15 protein-coding genes are annotated in these 17845 nt (G+C 72.6%); 2 read left to right on the top strand and 13 right to left on the bottom strand.

Annotated elements, in window-relative coordinates; all coding sequences use genetic code 11:
• Window positions 1-129 precede the first annotated feature (129 nt).
• Window positions 130-1062 carry a methionyl-tRNA formyltransferase gene (fmt, locus tag HZZ00_RS10680; protein WP_180331951.1) on the bottom strand — a complete coding sequence of 311 codons (933 nt, stop codon included), beginning with the start codon at window positions 1060-1062 and terminating at the stop codon, window positions 130-132.
• A gap of 282 nt (window positions 1063-1344) precedes the next feature.
• Between fmt and HZZ00_RS10675 the strand changes: the two genes are divergently transcribed.
• Entirely contained in the window at window positions 1345-1968 is a 624-nt protein-coding gene (locus tag HZZ00_RS10675) for a hypothetical protein (RefSeq protein WP_180331950.1), read from the top strand.
• A gap of 111 nt (window positions 1969-2079) precedes the next feature.
• On the opposite strand, the gene HZZ00_RS10670 is transcribed toward HZZ00_RS10675, so the two are convergent.
• Complete coding sequence (locus HZZ00_RS10670; RefSeq protein WP_180331949.1) at window positions 2080-4245, bottom strand: primosomal protein N'; 2166 nt, start codon at window positions 4243-4245, stop codon at window positions 2080-2082.
• A gap of 92 nt (window positions 4246-4337) precedes the next feature.
• Here HZZ00_RS10670 and HZZ00_RS10665 point away from each other — a divergent pair, with 92 nt between their 5' ends.
• Window positions 4338-5129, top strand: coding sequence for a S1 RNA-binding domain-containing protein (locus HZZ00_RS10665; protein ID WP_257585736.1), 792 nt, complete (start codon window positions 4338-4340; stop codon window positions 5127-5129).
• A gap of 60 nt (window positions 5130-5189) precedes the next feature.
• Here the strand turns inward: HZZ00_RS10665 and metK are convergent, their stop codons facing one another.
• The 11 genes from metK to HZZ00_RS10610 all read right to left on the bottom strand — a co-directional run bounded on the left by metK (window position 5190) and on the right by HZZ00_RS10610 (window position 17841).
• The gene (metK, locus tag HZZ00_RS10660; RefSeq protein ID WP_070030047.1) at window positions 5190-6398 is read right to left on the bottom strand and encodes a methionine adenosyltransferase; all 1209 of its coding nucleotides are present in this window, start codon (window positions 6396-6398) and stop codon (window positions 5190-5192) included.
• A gap of 250 nt (window positions 6399-6648) precedes the next feature.
• Window positions 6649-7851 (bottom strand): bifunctional phosphopantothenoylcysteine decarboxylase/phosphopantothenate--cysteine ligase CoaBC, encoded by a 1203-nt coding sequence (gene coaBC, locus HZZ00_RS10655; RefSeq protein WP_180333453.1) that lies wholly within the window; start codon window positions 7849-7851, stop codon window positions 6649-6651.
• A gap of 102 nt (window positions 7852-7953) precedes the next feature.
• Window positions 7954-8226: a DNA-directed RNA polymerase subunit omega gene (gene rpoZ, locus HZZ00_RS10650; protein ID WP_005319902.1), complete on the bottom strand. Its 273-nt coding sequence runs from the start codon at window positions 8224-8226 to the stop codon at window positions 7954-7956.
• Window positions 8227-8279: 53 nt separating this feature from the next.
• Complete coding sequence (gmk, locus tag HZZ00_RS10645) at window positions 8280-8837, bottom strand: guanylate kinase (RefSeq protein ID WP_180331948.1); 558 nt, start codon at window positions 8835-8837, stop codon at window positions 8280-8282.
• A gap of 61 nt (window positions 8838-8898) precedes the next feature.
• Window positions 8899-9222 carry an integration host factor gene (locus tag HZZ00_RS10640; RefSeq protein WP_037651003.1) on the bottom strand — a complete coding sequence of 108 codons (324 nt, stop codon included), beginning with the start codon at window positions 9220-9222 and terminating at the stop codon, window positions 8899-8901.
• Window positions 9223-9524: 302 nt separating this feature from the next.
• Window positions 9525-10370 (bottom strand): orotidine-5'-phosphate decarboxylase, encoded by an 846-nt coding sequence (gene pyrF, locus HZZ00_RS10635; RefSeq protein WP_180331947.1) that lies wholly within the window; start codon window positions 10368-10370, stop codon window positions 9525-9527.
• Window positions 10367-11473, bottom strand: a complete 1107-nt coding sequence (locus HZZ00_RS10630; RefSeq protein WP_180331946.1) for a quinone-dependent dihydroorotate dehydrogenase — start codon at window positions 11471-11473, stop codon at window positions 10367-10369. Before HZZ00_RS10630 ends, pyrF begins: the two co-directional genes overlap by 4 nt.
• Before the next feature lie 84 nt (window positions 11474-11557).
• On the bottom strand, window positions 11558-14866 hold the full coding sequence (gene carB / locus HZZ00_RS10625; RefSeq protein WP_180331945.1) for a carbamoyl-phosphate synthase large subunit: 3309 nt from the start codon (window positions 14864-14866) through the stop codon (window positions 11558-11560).
• Complete coding sequence (carA, locus tag HZZ00_RS10620) at window positions 14859-16001, bottom strand: glutamine-hydrolyzing carbamoyl-phosphate synthase small subunit (RefSeq protein WP_180331944.1); 1143 nt, start codon at window positions 15999-16001, stop codon at window positions 14859-14861. Before carA ends, carB begins: the two co-directional genes overlap by 8 nt.
• On the bottom strand, window positions 15998-16558 hold the full coding sequence (locus tag HZZ00_RS10615) for a hypothetical protein (protein ID WP_180331943.1): 561 nt from the start codon (window positions 16556-16558) through the stop codon (window positions 15998-16000). The genes carA and HZZ00_RS10615 overlap by 4 nt, the downstream gene beginning before the upstream one ends.
• A complete protein-coding gene (locus HZZ00_RS10610) occupies window positions 16555-17841 on the bottom strand; it encodes a dihydroorotase (RefSeq protein ID WP_180331942.1) in 1287 nt (428 codons plus the stop codon). The genes HZZ00_RS10615 and HZZ00_RS10610 overlap by 4 nt, the downstream gene beginning before the upstream one ends.
• Window positions 17842-17845: the final 4 nt, after the last annotated feature.

Here is a 17845-nt window from a genome sequence, read left to right as displayed (position 1 = left end):
GCGGGTGCCGGGGCGCTCGGGCCCGGGGCCGCGTCGAGGGCCCGGGCGCCAGGTCGAGGGCCCGTGTGCCAGGGGTCCGGGTGCCGCCGTGGAAGGCGGCGGGCGCTGCCCGCCGCCGCAGCGCCCCGGTCAGCCGCCCAGGGACTCGCCCTCCGTGATCCGCGCCCCCCGGGCCCAGTCGGCCGCGCGCATCGGCTTCTTGCCCTGGGCCTGGACCCACAGGAGCTCGACGGCGTGGGAGCCGGTGCCCACGTGCACGCTGTTCTTGCCGGCCGCGAGCCGTCCGGGCGCGAGGTCCGTCCGGGCGGGCACCGGGGTGACCTGGATGAGCTTGAGCCGCTCGCCGCGGAAGGTGGTCCAGGCGCCGGGCGCCGGGGTGCAGCCGCGCACCACCCGGTCCACGCGCAGCGCCGGCGTCGCCCAGTCCACCTGGGCGTCCTCGACGGTGATCTTCGGCGCGAGGGTGATGCCATCGGCCGGCTGAGGCACGGCCTTCAGAGTGCCGTCCTCGATGCCGTCCATGGTGGCCGCGAGCAGCCCGGCCCCGGCGAAGGCCAGCCGGGTGAGCAGGTCGCCGCTGGTGTCGGTGGGCCGGATCTCCTCCGTCACCGTGCCGTACACCGGCCCGGAGTCCAGGCCCTCCTCGATGAGGAAGGTGGACGCACCGGTGATCTCGTCGCCCGCCATGATCGAGTGCTGCACGGGCGCGGCCCCGCGCCAGGCGGGCAGCAGCGAGAAGTGCAGGTTGACCCAGCCGTGCGCGGGGATGTCCAGGGCGACGCGGGGCAGCAGCGCGCCGTAGGCGACGACCGGGCAGCAGTCCGGGGCGATCTCCGTCAGCCGGGCGAGGAACTCGGGGTCCCGCGGCCTGGCCGGCTTCAGCACCTCGATGCCGGCCTCCTCCGCCCGCTCGGCCACGGGCGACGCGACCAGCCTGCGGCCCCGCCCCGCGGGTGCGTCGGGCCTGGTGACGACGGCGGCCACCTCGTGCCGCCCGGAGGCGAGCAGGGCGTCCAGGGCGGGAACGGCGACCTCGGGGGTACCGGCGAAGACGAGCTTCATGGGCGGGATCGGGCCTCTCGGGCGGGGATCGTACGGGCAGCGCACCAGTCTATGACCGCCCGGGAACCGGCACTCCGCGGAGCACGACGGCGCGCAACTGGCCCGGCCGCCGGGCCAGCTGAGCGCCGGGCGGCGCGCGGGCGGACGAACGGCGTACGCATATGCCTGCACGCCCCCACCCCGTGACCAGCGGAGCGCACAGGCGTTGGTCAAGAAAGAGTTGACCACATAGGGCCGCTTCGCCGCCCGATTCCTTTCAACGCCGGTTCGAGAGGCTTGTTCATGGCCGACCACGCAACCCACGACGCCCAGGCCCGGGCCAGCCTGCACCTGCTGGTGCGGGACATCGAGCGGGTCCGCCGGCAGGTGGACGCGCTGCGCACGCTCACCGCCCAGTTGGGCAACGTCTACCGCCCGCGCCGCACCGGCCCGTCCACGGGCTTCGTCGTCTACGGACGCGCCCCCGCCCCCACGGTCCGTCTCGCCCAGGAACTGCGGGACAGCGTCGAGACACTGGTCACGGCCGCCGTGGACTTCGACCGCTCGCTCGGCTTCTCCTGGGACGCGGTGGGCTCGGCGCTCGGCGTCACCAAGCAGGCGGTGCACCGCCGTTACGGCGCCCGCCGCGCCGCCGCGCAGACGGCCGCCGAGGCCGAGCGGACGCCGGAGCCGTCCGGCACCCGCACGCTCAACGTGAACGCCGGCCTGCCCACGGTGCCGACGGTGCCGGCCGCCCGTTCCATGCCCACCCAGCCGACCGCGGGCAGCCCGACCCTGCGTGAGGACGCCCGCCCGACGGCCTTGCGTGAGGACGCCCGCCCGACGGCCTTGCGTGAGGACGCCCGCCCGACGGCCTTGCGCGAGGACGCCCGCCCGACGGCCTTCCCCGGACCGCGCAACGGCTGACCCGCCCGGCGTCGCCCTCCCAGGAGACCCACGGGTCCTTTGGGAGGGCCGGAAGGACGCCCCGGAGGGCGGAGAGCCCACGACGGGCGGCGGCCCGCGCACCCGCGCCCCTCACCCGATGTCCGGCGGATCGATCCGCACCCGCACCCGCGCCGTCTCCCCGCTCCCCCGGGCCATCCGCGCCGCCTGCGCGGTCTTCAGGGCGGAGGCCAGCGCCGCGCCGCTGCCCGGGGGCACACGCACCAGAGCCCGCTCCCAGTGTTCGCCGGGAGGCACCGCGCCGGGCCTGCGCGCACCGCCGGGCGGCGCGGGCGGCAACGGCACCGGCCCCAACACCTCGGCGTCGGGCGGCAGTTCGACCGCCGCCAGGAACTCCGCGACCGCCTCGGGCGGGCCGGACACGGCCGCCATCCGGGACACCGGCGGAAAACCGAGTTCGGCCCGCTCGGCCAGCTCCCGCAGCGCGTGCCCCACGGGGTCCCAGCGCACCAGCGCCTGCACGGGCCGCAGGGTCGGCTCGGCCACCACGACCACGGTGCCGCCCTCGCCCTGCGGCCGGACCAGCGCCCCCGCCGCGATCCACCGGCGCAGCGCGTCCTCGCCGGCCCGCAGATCGGGTCGTACGAGCATGGCCCAGCCGTCGAGCAGCAGCGCCGCCGCGTAGCCGCCCTCGGCCACCGGCTCGGCGCCCGGGGTGCTCACCACCAGCGCGGGCGTGCCCGGCACGGTGTCCAGTACATGTTCCCGCCCCGAGGTGCGCACCGGCACGGCGGGAAAGGCCCGGCCCAGTTCCTCGGCGGTGCGCCGGGCGCCGACCACCTGGGCGCGCAGCCGGAAGCCGCCGCACTCGGGACAGTGCCAGGCCCCTTCCTCCCGGCCGCACCAGCCGCAGCGCAGCACGCCCGCGTCCTGGCCCTGGAGCGGTCCGGAGCAGTGCCGGCAGCGGGCCGGGGCCCGGCACTGGGCACAGGCCATCCGCGGCGCGTACCCGCGGCGGGGCACCTGGACCAGGACGGGCCCGTGCCGCAGCCCCTCCCGGGCGGCCTGCCAGGCGAGGGTCGGCAGCCGGGCGGCGCGGGCGGCCTCGTCGCGGGCGAGGTCCTCGTCCCCGACGGTGCGCACCAGCGGCGCGGACCGCCGTACCTGCTCCCGCCCGGCGACCAGGGGCCGCGCCCAGCCGCTCTCGACCAGCTGGGCCGCCTCCACCGTGGTGGAGAAGCCGCCGAGCAGAAAGGCGCACTTGTCGAGGGTGGCGCGCAGCAGCAGGACGTCGCGGGCGTGCGGCTGCGGGGCGTGCTGCTCGCTGTGGCTGTCATCGCCGTCGTCCCAGATCGCGACGAGCCCGAGGTCGCGCACGGGCGCGAACATGGCCGCCCGGGTTCCGACGACGGCCCGTACCGACCCGCGCCGTACCGCGAGCCACTGCGCGTACCGCTTCTCGGGCCCGGCGTCGGCGGTGAGCAGGGCGTGCCTTCCCGGCCCGAGCAGTGCGGTCAGCGCGGCGTCGACGCGGGCGGCGGCGCGGCCGTCGGGTACGACGACGAGGGCGCCGCGGCCCGAGGCGAGCGTGGCGGCGACGGCCCGGGCCAGCTCCTCGCTCCACAGGGGCCCGGGCAGCGCGTGCCACACCGCGCGGGGGGCGCCGCCGGCGGCCAGGGCCTGGAGGAAGGCGCTCCCGTGCTCGTACCGCGCCCAGGAGCCGGTGTCCGGGGCCTCGGGGGGCGGCAGGGGGTCGGGTGAGGGGCGCTGCTCGGCGCGGGCGTTGCGCGGCGGTACGGCCAGCTGGAGCACGTCGGCGAGGCTGCCCGCGTACCGGTCGGCGACGGCGCGGGCGAGGCCGAGCAGCTCCTCGCCGAGGACGGGCTCGGGGGACACCACCTGGGCGAGCGCGGCAAGGGGACCGGAGTAGTCGGACTCGGCCCGCCGTTCGACGAGGAAGCCGTCGATGAGGCCGCCGCCCTCCCGGCGGCCCTCGCGCACCCGGTGCCGTCCGGCCCCGAACCGCACCCGGACCCGGACGCCGGGCTGCGCCTCGTCGTCCAGCTCGGCGGGGACCGCGTAGTCGAAGTACCGGTCGAGGTGCAGCACGCCCTTGTCGACCAGCACCCGCGCCACCGGCAGCCGCTCGGCGAGCGCGGCGCCCCGCCAGGTCCGCGGCTTGGCCCGGGGCGCCTTGGCCTTGCGCACGCTCTCCCGGATGAGCGCGAGCTGCTCCGGCGGCGCCCCCTCGGGCCCGCCTCCCCCGCTCTTGCGGGGCTCCCCGTTCTCGCTGCTCACGCTTGCATTCTTACCAAACCCGACCGACAAGGCCCCGGCCGATCACCGTCCGGCGGGGCCGTCCCGGGGTTGTCGCGCCTAGGCTCGCCACCATGACCGATTCGACGCCGGACCCGTTGGACTGCCTGAGAGAACGTCTCGTCGCCCCCGGGGAGGTGGTGACCGGCACCGTGGCCGGGTTCGACGGGGACGATGTGCTCGTGCTGCTGGACGGCGATCCGGGGCGCCCGTCGGGGCGCGTCCCCGGCGGCGAGCTGACCTGGCGCCGGATCGGGCACCCGGCGGAGCTGTTCGCGGTGGGACAGCCGATCCGGGCGGAGGTGACGATGCGCGGCAGGCGCGGCGGCGAGGTCCTGCTGTCCGCGCGGGCCTGCGAGGACGAGGCGCTGCACCGCTTCCTGCTGGGCCTGGCGCGCGGGGACGTCGTCACGGGGTCGGTGTCCTCGGTGCACCGCTTCGGGGTCTTCGCGCGGATCGACGGGGAGCCCGCGCATCCCGTCCACGCGGGAACCGGCTTCGTCAACGCCGCGCAGCTGACCTGGGCCCGGTTCGACGACCCGGCGGACGTGGTGACGCCCGGGCAGCGCATCCGCGCGCAGGTGCTGGCCTCGGACACCCGCCGGGGCCAGGTCGCGCTGTCCCTCAAGGCCCTCCAGGACGACCCCTGGGACACGCTGGGCGTGGGCGTCGGGGACGTCCTGGCCGGCCCGGTGACCAAGATCGTTCCCATCGGGGTCTTCGTCCGCGTCGACGAGTTCGCGGAAGGTCTCGTGCACGCCGATCTCCTCGCCGGCCGGGCCGTGGAGGAGGGGCAGGAGCTGCGGGTCCGGGTGCTGGAGGTCGACCGTGCGCGGCGCCGGGTCCGGCTGGGGCTCGCGGGCTGAGCCGGAACGTGCCGAGGCCCGGCCCCCGTGGGGAAGCCGGGCCTCGTGGCACGGAACGGATCAGATGCCCGCGGCCTTGCGCAGGGCGTCCACGCGGTCGGTGCGCTCCCAGGTGAAGTCGGGCAGCTCCCGGCCGAAGTGGCCGTAGGCGGCGGTCTGGGCGTAGATCGGGCGGAGCAGGTCGAGGTCGCGGATGATCGCGGCCGGGCGGAGGTCGAAGACCTCGTCGATGGCCTTCTCGATCTTCTCGGTCTCGACCTTGTTGGTGCCGAAGGTCTCCACGAACAGACCGACGGGCTCGGCCTTGCCGATCGCGTAGGCGACCTGGACCTCGCAGCGGGAGGCCAGGCCCGCCGCCACGACGTTCTTGGCGACCCAGCGCATGGCGTAGGCGGCCGAGCGGTCCACCTTGGACGGGTCCTTGCCCGAGAAGGCGCCGCCACCGTGGCGGGCCATGCCGCCGTAGGTGTCGATGATGATCTTGCGGCCGGTCAGGCCGGCGTCGCCCATCGGGCCACCGATCTCGAAGCGGCCGGTGGGGTTGACCAGGAGGCGGTAGTTCTCGGTGTCCAGCTTGATGCCGTCCTCCAGGAGCGCCTTCAGCTCCGGCTCCACGACGAACTCGCGGATGTCGGGGGCCAGCAGCGACTCCAGGTCGATGTCGGAGGCGTGCTGCGAGGAGACGACCACGGTGTCGAGGCGGACGGCCTTGTCGCCGTCGTACTCGATGGTGACCTGCGTCTTGCCGTCGGGGCGCAGGTAGGGGATGGTGCCGTTCTTGCGCACGTCCGACAGGCGCTTGGACAGGCGGTGCGCCAGGAAGACGGGCAGCGGCATCAGGGTCGGCGTCTCGTCGGAGGCGTAGCCGAACATCAGGCCCTGGTCGCCCGCGCCCTGCTTGTCCAGCTCGTCCTCGTCGCCCTCGACCCGGGACTCGTACGCGGTGTCGACGCCCTGCGCGATGTCCGGGGACTGCGCGCCGATGGACACCGACACGCCGCAGGAGGCGCCGTCGAAGCCCTTCTTCGAGGAGTCGTAGCCGATCTCCAGGATCTTGCCGCGCACCAGGGTCGCGATGTCCGCGTAGGCCTTGGTGGTCACCTCGCCGGCCACGTGCACCAGACCGGTGGTGATGAGCGTCTCGACGGCGACCCGAGACGACGGGTCCTCGCGCAGAAGCGCGTCGAGAATGGTGTCGCTGATCTGGTCAGCGATCTTGTCGGGGTGACCCTCGGTCACGGACTCCGAGGTGAACAGGCGACGGGACACAACGCTCCCTGTGGTTGCAGCGGCTGCTGGCTGATCATTTGCAGTCGACGCGGGGCTGCGCCCGGCTCCGACCTTGAACAGTTTATCGGTCGCGCTCGGCCTGTGGGCCACCGTCTCGCCTCTCGGGAGCGCTGTGACCTGCGGCACGGGCATTCTGCACAATGCCCGGCGACCTTGGCCAGGGTAACCGCCCCCGACTTGAGCATGACCTGAATTCGCCGGTGGATTCGCCCGGCCGGCCGCGCCGCCGTCAGCCCAGGCGGGCCACGACCAGGTCCCAGACGGTGTCGGCGAGGGCCTCCTTGGGGCCGTACGGCACGGGCGTCTCGCTGCCGTCGGCGCCCAGGACGACGGCCTCGTTCTCCTCGGAGCCGAAGGTCTTGCGCTCCCCCACCTCGTTGACGACCAGCAGGTCACAGCCCTTGCGGGCGAGCTTGGCGCGGCCGTTGGCGAGCACGTCGTCGGTCTCGGCGGCGAAGCCCACGATCACCTGTCCGGCCCTGGCCCGTTCGGCGGAGACCTCGGCGAGGACGTCGGGGTTGCGGACCAGGACGACGGGGTCCGGCTCCTTGTCGTCCTTTTTCTTGATCTTGCCGGTGGCGTAGGCCGCGGGGCGGAAGTCGGCGACGGCCGCGGCCATGACGACGGCGTCCGCGTCGGCCGCCGCCTTGAGCACGGCCTCGCGCAGCTGGACGGCGGTGCCGACCCGGACGACGTCCACCCCCGCCGGGTCGGCCAGACCGGTGTTGGCCGAGACCAGCGTCACCCGGGCGCCGCGGGCGGCGGCGGTGCGGGCGAGGGCGTAGCCCTGCTTGCCGGAGGATCGGTTGCCGAGGAAGCGCACCGGGTCCAGGGGCTCGCGGGTGCCGCCCGCGGAGACCACCACATGGCGGCCGCGCAGGTCGGGCTCCTGGACGCCGCGGGCGAGCACCCGGCGGCAGACCTCGAAGATCTCCCCCGGGTCGGGCAGCCGGCCCTTGCCGGTGTCGACGCCGGTGAGGCGGCCGACGGCGGGCTCGATGACGACGGCGCCGCGGCGGCGCAGCGTGGCCACGTTCTCCTGGGTGGCGGGGTGCTCCCACATCTCGGTGTGCATCGCGGGCGCGAAGACGACGGGGCAGCGGGCCGTCAGCAGGGTGTTGGTCAGCAGGTCGTCGGCCAGGCCGTGGGCGGCCTTGGCGAGCATGTCGGCGGTGGCGGGGGCGACCACGACCAGGTCGGCGTGCTGGCCGATGCGCACGTGCGGGACCTGGTGCACGTCGTCCCAGACCTCGGTGGCGACCGGGTTGCCGGACAGGGCGGAGAAGGTGGCGGCGCCGACGAAGCGCAGCGCGGAGGCGGTGGGTACGACGCGCACGTCGTGGCCCGACTCCGTGAACCTCCTCAGCAGCTCACAGGCCTTGTAGGCGGCGATGCCACCGCTGACGCCCAGTACCACCCTCGGCTTGTCCACCATGTCTCCTCGGTCCGGAAAACCTGCAACACCCATGACACACCACAGGCCCGGCAGCATGACTGCCGGGCCTGTGGACAAAGCATTTGCGGTCTGAACGTACTACTGCGCGGGGCCCTCGATGGCCTCGGAGGTCAGCAGACCGGCGTTGATCTCGCGCAGGGCGATCGAGAGCGGCTTCTCGTGGACATGGGTGTCGACGAGCGGACCGACGTACTCAAGGAGACCCTCGCCGAGCTGCGAGTAGTACGCGTTGATCTGGCGGGCACGCTTGGCCGCGTAGATCACGAGGCTGTACTTCGAGTCGGTGGCCTCAAGAAGCTCGTCGATCGGCGGGTTGATGATGCCCTCGGGCGCGGTGATGGAAGAGGACACGCTCTACCTTCCGATGGATGGGTAAGAATCAAAGATCGTGATCAGCGTCACGATTACACAACGTCCATCAAGGCTAGCAGCTCACGCGCCACGTCCTCGACGGAGGTGTTGACCAGGGTCTCGTCGAACTCCGGTTCGGCCGCCAGCTCGGTCCTGGCCGCTTCGAGACGGCGCTCGATGACCTCGGGCGGCTCGGTGCCCCGGCCGGTGAGCCTGCGCACCAGCTCCTCCCAGGAGGGCGGAGCCAGGAACACCAGCCGGGCCTCCGTCATGGAGGCACGGACCTGGCGGGCGCCCTGGAGGTCGATCTCCAGCAGCACGGGCTCGCCCTTCTCCAGCCGCTCCAGCACCGCCGCGCGGGGCGTGCCGTAGCGGTTGCCGGCGAACTCGGCCCACTCCAGCAGCTCGCCGTTGGCGATCAGCTTGTCCATCTCGTCGTCGGTGACGAAGAAGTAGTGGACTCCGTGCTGCTCACCGGGGCGCGGCTTGCGGGTGGTCGCCGACACCGAGAGCCAGACCTCGGGGTGTTCCTTGCGCATATGGGCGACGACCGTGCTCTTGCCGACCCCCGAGGGGCCGGAGAGCACGGTCAGCCGCGGACGTTCACTCATGCAGCGATTATTCCAGCAATCCCGGGGTGCCCGGGACTCCCGGTCCGGCGCGGGCCCGGACTCAGGCGCCGGTGCTGCCGAACTCACGCTCCAGGGAGGCGATCTGGTTGGAACCGAGACCCCGCACACGGCGGCTCTCGGAGATGCCCAGACGCTCCATGATCTGCTTGGCGCGGACCTTGCCCACGCCCGGCATGGACTCGAGCAGCGCGGAGACCTTCATCTTGCCGATGACGTCGTTCTCCTGGCCCTGCTTGATGACCTCGTGCAGGGAGGCGCCGGAGTGCTTGAGTCGATTCTTGACCTCGGCCCGCTCCCGGCGAGCCGCGGCGGCCTTTTCGAGCGCGGCTGCGCGCTGTTCAGGGGTAAGGGGCGGAAGAGCCACGCCTACGTCACCTCGGATGTCGAACTGTCGGATACGGACCGGTGAGGAACCTAGTCGCCCCACACCTGGGGAGCCACGAGCAACACGCTTGCCCGCTCTCCCCCACTGCCATGAGGGGCGTGGGAGGCGCCCCCACTGCTCGGAGACTAGCGGGCAAGTCCGCCAGAGTCAGCGAGAACAGCGGAAAAGTCCTGGTCAGCCTCCGTCAGGCCGGACATTTCAGACATATTGCCCTGGTTTTGAGGATGTCTTCACACTCAAGTCGCCGCTGGTCCGCTCACCCGAGCACCTGTCCGAGGGTGTCAGCCGCCGGCGACGGCCGCCCGGATCTCCTCCGCGAAGCGTCCGGCCGCCGCGCGCAGGGCCCCGACGTCGGGACCGTGACGCAGCACACCCCGGCTGACGTTCGGCACGACGTTGCGCACCGCCGTCCCGAAGACCGCCGGGAGGTCGGCCGGGGTCGCGCCCTGGGCGCCGATGCCGGGCGCGAGCAGCGGGCCGTTGATGTCCAGGTCGTACCCGGAGAGGTCGCCGAGCGTGGCACCGACCACCGCGCCGAAGGAGCCCAGCGGCTCCTGGCCGGCGTTCTCGGCCGCCAGGTGGGCCAGCACGGTCGCCGCGACGCTGCGGCCGTCCGCGCGCAGCGCGTGCTGCACCTCGCCGCCCTCCGGGTTCGAGGTCAGCGCCAGCACGAACAGCCCGGCGCCGCTCTCGCGGGCCAGCGCCACGGCCGGGTCCAGCGAGCCGTAGCCCAGGTACGGCGAGACGGTCAGCGCGTCGGAGAACAGCGGGGCGTCCGGGTGGAGGAAGGCCTCGGCGTAGGCGGCCATGGTCGAGCCGATGTCGCCGCGCTTGGCGTCCATCACCACCAGGGCGCCGGCCGCGCGCGCCTCCTGGACCGACTTCTCCAGGACGGCCAGCCCCCGCGAGCCGAACCGCTCGAAGAACGCGCTCTGCGGCTTCAGCACGGCCACCCGGTCGGCCATGGCCTCCACGACCGTGCGGCTGAACCGCTCCAGTCCGGCCACGTCGTCGGCGAGGCCCCACTCGGCGAGCAGGGAGGCGTGCGGGTCGATGCCGACGCACAGCGGGCCGCGCTCGTCCATGGCGCGGCGCAGACGGGTGCCGAAGGGCTCCGGAGCGGTCATGCGGACTTCCTCACGTCGGCGCCGACCGCGTCGGCGAGGGTGGCGTACGGGCTGGTGCGCAGGCGGGCGGCGAGGCCCTTGTGGATCGCGCGGCACCAGAAGGGGCCCTGGTAGATGAAGGCGCTGTAGCCCTGGACCAGCGTGGCGCCGGCCAGGATGCGCTCCCAGGCGTCCTCGGCGGTCTCGACGCCGCCGACGCCCACCAGGGTGATCCGGTCGCCCACACGGGCGTACAGGCGGCGCAGGACCTCCAGGGAGCGGGCCTTGAGCGGCGCGCCGGACAGCCCGCCCGTCTCCTTGACCAGGGCGGCCGGGGAGGTCAGGCCGAGGCCCTCGCGGGCGATGGTGGTGTTGGTGGCGATGATGCCGTCCAGGCCCAGCTCCACGGCCAGGTCGGCGACCGCGTCGACGTCCTCGTCGGCGAGGTCCGGGGCGATCTTCACCAGGAGCGGGACGCGGCGGCCGGGGACCGCGCGGTCGGCGGCCTCGCGCACCGCGGTGAGCAGCGGGCGCAGGTGGTCGACGGCCTGGAGGTCGCGCAGGCCGGGGGTGTTCGGCGAGGACACGTTGACGACCAGGTAGTCGGCGTACGGCGCCAGGCGCTCGGCGGACTTCACGTAGTCGGCGACGGCCTCCGCCTCCGGGACGACTTTGGTCTTGCCGATGTTGACGCCGACGACCGTCCGGAAGACCGGCTCGCGGGTGGCCAGGCGGGCCGCCACGGCCAGCGAGCCGTCGTTGTTGAAGCCCATGCGGTTGATCAGCGCGCGGTCCGGCACGAGCCGGAACAGCCGCTTCCTGGGGTTGCCGGGCTGCGGCTCGCCGGTGACCGTGCCGATCTCGACGTGGTCGAAGCCCAGCATCGCCATCCCGTCGATCGCCACGGCGTTCTTGTCGAAGCCGGCCGCGAGCCCGAAGGGGCCGTGCATCCGCAGGCCGAGGGCCTCGGTGCGCAGCTCCTTGTGGCGCGGCGCGAGGGCCGCCGCGACGAACGTGCGCAGCACCGGGACGCGCGCGGCGAGCCGGATCCAGCGGAAGGCGAGGTGGTGGGCCTTCTCGGGGTCCATCCGTGTGAAGACCAGACGGAAGAACAGGTTGTACATCTGGGAGAGTCCTCTGGGTTCTCATGGGGACCGGGGGTCCTCATGAAGAGGGGGACACCGTTTCCGGTGTCCCCCTCGGGGCTGCTAGTCGCGGGCCGCGGTCAGGTGTTCCGCGTGTTCCTGGAGCGAGCGGACGCCCACGTCGCCGTGGTTGAGGGCGTCGATGCCCTGGACGGCCGCGGCGAGCGCCTGGACGGTCGTCAGGCACGGCACGGAGCGGGCGACGGCGGCCGTGCGGATGTCGTAGCCGTCGAGGCGGCCGCCGGTGCCGTACGGGGTGTTGACGATGAGGTCGACCTCGCCGTCGTGGATGAGCTGGACGATGGTCTTCTCGCCGTTCGGGCCGGTGCCCTCGGACTGCTTGCGCACCACGGTGGCGTTGATGCCGTTGCGCTTGAGGACCTCGGCGGTGCCGGAGGTGGCCAGCAGCTCGAAGCCGTGGGCGACCAGCTCCCGGGCCGGGAAGATCATCGAGCGCTTGTCGCGGTTGGCGACCGAGATGAACGCGCGGCCCTTGGTGGGCAGCGGGCCGTAGGCGCCCGCCTGCGACTTGGCGTACGCCGTGCCGAAGACGGAGTCGATGCCCATGACCTCGCCCGTGGAGCGCATCTCCGGGCCGAGGACGGTGTCCACGCCGCGGCCCTGGATGTCGCGGAAGCGCGACCACGGCATCACGGCCTCCTTGACGGAGATCGGCGCGTCCAGCGGCATCTCGCCGCCGTCGCCCCGCTTCGGCAGCAGCCCCTCGGCGCGCAGCTCGGCGATGGTCGCGCCCAGCGAGATCCGGGCGGCGGCCTTGGCGAGCGGCACCGCGGTCGCCTTCGAGGTGAAGGGGACCGTACGGGAGGCGCGCGGGTTGGCCTCCAGGACGTAGAGGATGTCGCCGGCCATCGCGAACTGGATGTTGATCAGGCCGCGCACGCCGACGCCCTTGGCGATGGCCTCGGTGGAGGCGCGCAGCCGCTTGATGTCGAAGCCGCCGAGGGTGATCGGGGGCAGCGCGCACGCCGAGTCGCCGGAGTGGATGCCGGCCTCCTCGATGTGCTCCATGACGCCGCCGAGGTACAGCTCCTCGCCGTCGTAGAGCGCGTCGACGTCGATCTCGATGGCGTCGTCGAGGAAGCGGTCGACCAGGACCGGCCGGGACGGGCTGATCTCGGTGGACTCGGCGATGTAGGAGGCGAGGCGGGTCTCGTCGTAGACGATCTCCATGCCGCGCCCGCCGAGCACGTACGACGGACGGACCAGGACCGGGTAGCCGATCTCGTCGGCGATGGCCTTGGCGCCCTCGAAGGTGGTGGCGGTGCCGTGCTTCGGGGCCGGCAGCCCCGCCTCGGCGAGGACCCGGCCGAAGGCGCCGCGGTCCTCGGCGGCGTGGATGGCCTCCGGGGAGGTGCCGACGATCGGCACGCCGTTGTCCTTCAGGGCCTGCGCGAGGCCCAGCGGGGTCTGGCCGCCGAGCTGGACGACCACGCCCGCCACCGGGCCGGCCTGCTGCTCGGCGTGGACGACCTCCAGCACGTCCTCCAGGGTGAGCGGCTCGAAGTAGAGCCGGTCGGAGGTGTCGTAGTCGGTGGAGACGGTCTCCGGGTTGCAGTTGACCATCACGGTCTCGTACCCGGCGTCGGACAGCGCGAAGGAGGCGTGGACGCAGGAGTAGTCGAACTCGATGCCCTGGCCGATGCGGTTGGGGCCGGAGCCCAGGATGATGACGGCCGGCTTCTCGCGCGGGGCGACCTCCGACTCCTCGTCGTAGGCGGAGTAGAAGTACGGCGTCTTCGCGGCGAACTCGGCGGCGCAGGTGTCGACCGTCTTGTAGACCGGGCGGATGCCGAAGGCGTGCCGGACCTCGCGGACGACGTCCTCGCGCAGACCGCGGATCTCGGCGATCTGCTGGTCGGAGAAGCCGTGCCGCTTGGCCTCGCCGAGCAGGTCGCCGGTCAGTTCGGCGGCCTCGGCCAGCTCGTCCGCGATCTCCTTGATGAGGAAGAGCTGGTCCACGAACCAGGGGTCGATCTTCGTGTACTCGAAGACCTCCTCCGGGGTGGCGCCGGCCCGGATGGCCTGCATGACGGTGTTGATCCGGCCGTCGGTGGGCCGTACGGCCTCGCGCAGCAGGGTCTCCTTGTCGCCGGGGTCGCCGACGAAGGTGAACTGGCTGCCCTTCTTCTCCAGCGAGCGCAGCGCCTTCTGGAATGCCTCGGGGAAGTTGCGGCCGATGGCCATGGCCTCGCCGACCGACTTCATGGTGGTGGTCAGCGTGGAGTCGGCCTGCGGGAACTTCTCGAAGGCGAAGCGCGGCGCCTTGACGACCACGTAGTCGAGCGTGGGCTCGAAGGAGGCCGGGGTCTCCTGGGTGATGTCGTTCGGGATCTCGTCCAGGGTGTAACCGACGGCCAGCTTGGCGGCGATCTTCGCGATCGGGAAGCCGGTCGCCTTGGAGGCGAGGGCCGAGGAACGCGACACGCGCGGGTTCATCTCGATGACGATCACCCGGCCGTCCGCGGGGTCGACCGCGAACTGGATGTTGCAGCCGCCCGTGTCGACGCCGACCTCGCGGATCACGGCGATGCCGATGTCGCGCAGGATCTGGTACTCGCGGTCGGTGAGCGTCATCGCGGGCGCCACGGTGATGGAGTCACCGGTGTGCACGCCCATGGGGTCGAAGTTCTCGATGGAGCAGACGACCACGACGTTGTCGTTCTTGTCGCGCATCAGCTCCAGCTCGTACTCCTTCCAGCCGAGGATGGACTCCTCCAGGAGCACCTCGGTGGTCGGCGAGAGGGTGAGGCCCTGCCCGGCGATGCGGCGCAGTTCCTCCTCGTTGTGGGCGAAGCCGGAGCCCGCGCCGCCCATGGTGAAGGAGGGGCGCACGACGACCGGGTAGCCGCCGAGCGTCTCCACGCCCTTCATGACGTCGTCCATGGAGTGGCAGATCACCGAGCGGGCGGACTCGCCGTACCCGATCTTGCGCCGGACCTCCTCCACGACCTCCTTGAACAGGTCGCGGTCCTCGCCCTTGTGGATGGCCTCGGGCTTGGCGCCGATCAGCTCGACGCCGTACTTGGTCAGAACGCCGTTCTCGTGCAGCGAGATGGCGGTGTTCAGGGCCGTCTGGCCGCCCAGGGTGGGCAGCAGGGCGTCGGGGCGCTCCTTGGCGATGATCTTCTCGACGAACTCCGGGGTGATCGGCTCGACGTAGGTGGCGTCGGCGATCTCCGGGTCGGTCATGATCGTCGCCGGGTTGGAGTTGACGAGGATGACGCGCAGGCCTTCGGCCTTGAGCACGCGGCACGCCTGGGTGCCGGAGTAGTCGAACTCGGCGGCCTGGCCGATGACGATCGGGCCGGAGCCGATGACCAGGACGGACTGGATATCGGTGCGCTTAGGCACGCTGGCCCTCCATCAGGGAAACGAAGCGGTCGAACAGGTAGGCGGCGTCGTGCGGACCGGCCGCCGCTTCGGGGTGGTACTGGACGGAGAAGGCGGGCTGGTCGAGCAGCTGGAGCCCCTCCACGACGTTGTCGTTCAGGCAGACGTGCGAGACCTCGGCGCGGCCGAACTTGGTCTCGCTGACCTTGTCGAGGGGCGCGTCGACGGCGAAGCCGTGGTTGTGCGCGGTGACCTCGACCTTGCCGGTGGTGCGGTCCTGGACCGGCTGGTTGATGCCCCGGTGGCCGTACTTCAGCTTGTAGGTGCCGAAGCCGAGGGCGCGGCCGAGGATCTGGTTGCCGAAGCAGATGCCGAACAGCGGCGTCCCGCGCTCCAGGACGGCGGTCATCAGGGCGACCGGGCCGTCGGCGGTGGCGGGGTCGCCGGGGCCGTTGGAGAAGAACACGCCGTCCGGGTTGACGGCGTAGACCTCGTCGGCGGTGGCGGTGGCGGGCAGCACGTGCACCTCGATGCCGCGCTCGGCCATGCGCTGCGGGGTCATGCCCTTGATGCCGAGGTCGATCGCGGCGACGGTGAACTTCTTGTCGCCGACCGCGGGGACGACGTACGCCTCCTTGGTGGCGACCTCCTCGTAGAGGCTCGCGCCCTTCATCTGGGGCTGGGCCTGCACCCGCGCCAGCAGCTCGGCGTCGGTGGCGATCGACTCGCCGGAGAAGATGCCGGCCCGCATGGAACCGCGTTCGCGCAGGTGGCGGGTGAGGGCGCGGGTGTCGATGCCGGAGATGCCGACCACGCCCTGGCGCTCCAGCTCGTCGTCCAGGGAACGCCGGGAGCGCCAGTTGGACGGGACGCGCGCGGGGTCGCGGACCACGTAGCCGGAGACCCAGATGCGGGCCGACTCGTCGTCCTCGTCGTTCCAGCCGGTGTTGCCGATCTGCGGGGCGGTGGCGACGACGATCTGGCGGTCGTACGACGGATCGGTCAGCGTCTCCTGGTAGCCGGTCATGCCGGTGGAGAACACGGCCTCGCCGAAGGTCTCCCCCACGGCCCCGTAGGCGCGGCCGCGGAACGTGCGGCCGTCCTCCAGGACGAGTACGGCGGGAGTCTTCGCGGCTCCCCTGGTGGAGGTCGTCATCGTGCGCCTTCCGTGTCGTTGATCATGTGGTTCAAGGTGTCGACCCATTCGGGGTGCTCGGCCGCGTGGTCGGAGCGGAAGCCGGAGTCGATCAGTTTGCCGCCGTGCGACCAGGTCACCACCAGCAGTCCGCCCTCGGTGAGGACCTTGCCGGCGATGCCCTTGTCGAGCCGGGCCTCGCGCAGGGCGGCGGCGGGGATGAAGAAGTCGTTCGCGCCGGGGCGCTCGACCTCCAGGCCCGCGTCGGTGAGGGTGAGCCGGGCCAGGCTGCGGGTGCCCAGGCCGTGGGCCACGATGCGGTCCAGCCACTGCCCGGCGGTGGTGGAGCCGTGGTAGCGGCCGCTCATGCTCAGTTTCACCGGGCCGGACTCCTCGGGCACGGCGGGCAGCTCCGGGATGTCGCTCTGGAGGGTGCCGCGCCATTTCCAGCCCTCGCGCATCAGCCAGTAGACGAGCGCGATGAAGAGCAGGAGCCCGACGAGCCAGCCGATGCGGGCCGGCCAGTCGGTGACCGAGGCGGATCTCTGGGCCTCGGCCAGGAGGTTTACAGGTGTCACGTGAGCTTCCCGTCGACGAGCGTGGCCTTGCCCCGCAGCCACGTGTGCGTCACACGGCCCGGCAGCTCGCGTCCCTGGTAGGGGGTGTTGCGGCTGCGCGAGGCGAAGCCCGCGGGGTCCACCTGGCCACGGTATGCGGTGTCGACCAGGGTGAGGTTGGCAGGCTCACCGGCCGAGACGGGACGGCCGTGCCCGAGGGCCCGTCCGATCCGCGCGGGCTGGAAGGACATCCGGTCGGCGACGCCGGCCCAGTCCAGCAGGCCCGTGTCGATCATGGTCTCCTGGACCACCGACAGCGCGGTCTCCAGGCCGACCATGCCCATGGCGGCGGCGGCCCACTCGCAGTCCTTGTCCTCGTGCGGGTGCGGGGCGTGGTCGGTGGCGACGATGTCGATCGTGCCGTCGGCGAGCGCCTCGCGCAGGGCCAGCACGTCGCGCTCGGTGCGCAGCGGCGGGTTGACCTTGTAGACGGGGTTGTAGGTGCGCACCAGTTCGTCGGTGAGCAGCAGGTGGTGCGGGGTGACCTCGGCGGTGACCTGGATGCCGCGGGACTTGGCCCAGCGGACGATCTCGACGGAGCCGGCGGTCGACAGGTGGCAGATGTGGACGCGGGAGCCGACGTGCTCGGCGAGCAGGACGTCGCGGGCGATGATCGACTCCTCGGCGACGGCCGGCCACCCGCCGAGGCCCAGTTCGGCGGAGACGACGCCCTCGTTCATCTGGGCGCCCTCGGTCAGCCGCGGCTCCTGGGCGTGCTGGGCGACGACGCCGTCGAACGCCTTCACGTACTCCAGGGCACGGCGCATGATCACCGCGTCGTCCACGCACTTGCCGTCGTCGGAGAAGACGGTCACCCCGGCGGCCGACTCGTGCATGGCGCCCAGCTCGGCGAGCTTCTTGCCCTCCAGGCCGACGGTGACGGCGCCGATGGGCCGGACGTCGCAGTAGCCGTGCTCCTTGCCGAGCCGCCACACCTGCTCGACCACGCCGGCGGTGTCGGCGACGGGGAAGGTGTTGGCCATGGCGAACACGGCGGTGTAACCGCCGCTCGCGGCCGCGCGGGTGCCGGTGAGCACGGTCTCGGAGTCCTCGCGGCCGGGCTCGCGCAGATGGGTGTGCAGGTCGACCAGGCCCGGCAGCAGTACCTTGCCGCCGGCCTCGATCACCTCGGCGCCCTCGGCGTCGAGGCCGGTGCCGGTCTCCGCGATGGTCTCGCCGTCGATCAGCACGTCCTGCGGCTCGCCGCCGAGCACCTTCGCACCGCGGATCAGGGTCTTGCTCATGTTC

It is taken from the genome of Streptomyces sp. NEAU-sy36 (assembly GCF_013423905.1).
GTDB classification, from domain to species: domain Bacteria; phylum Actinomycetota; class Actinomycetes; order Streptomycetales; family Streptomycetaceae; genus Streptomyces; species Streptomyces misionensis.
This window is presented reverse-complemented; position numbering and strand designations above follow the sequence as displayed.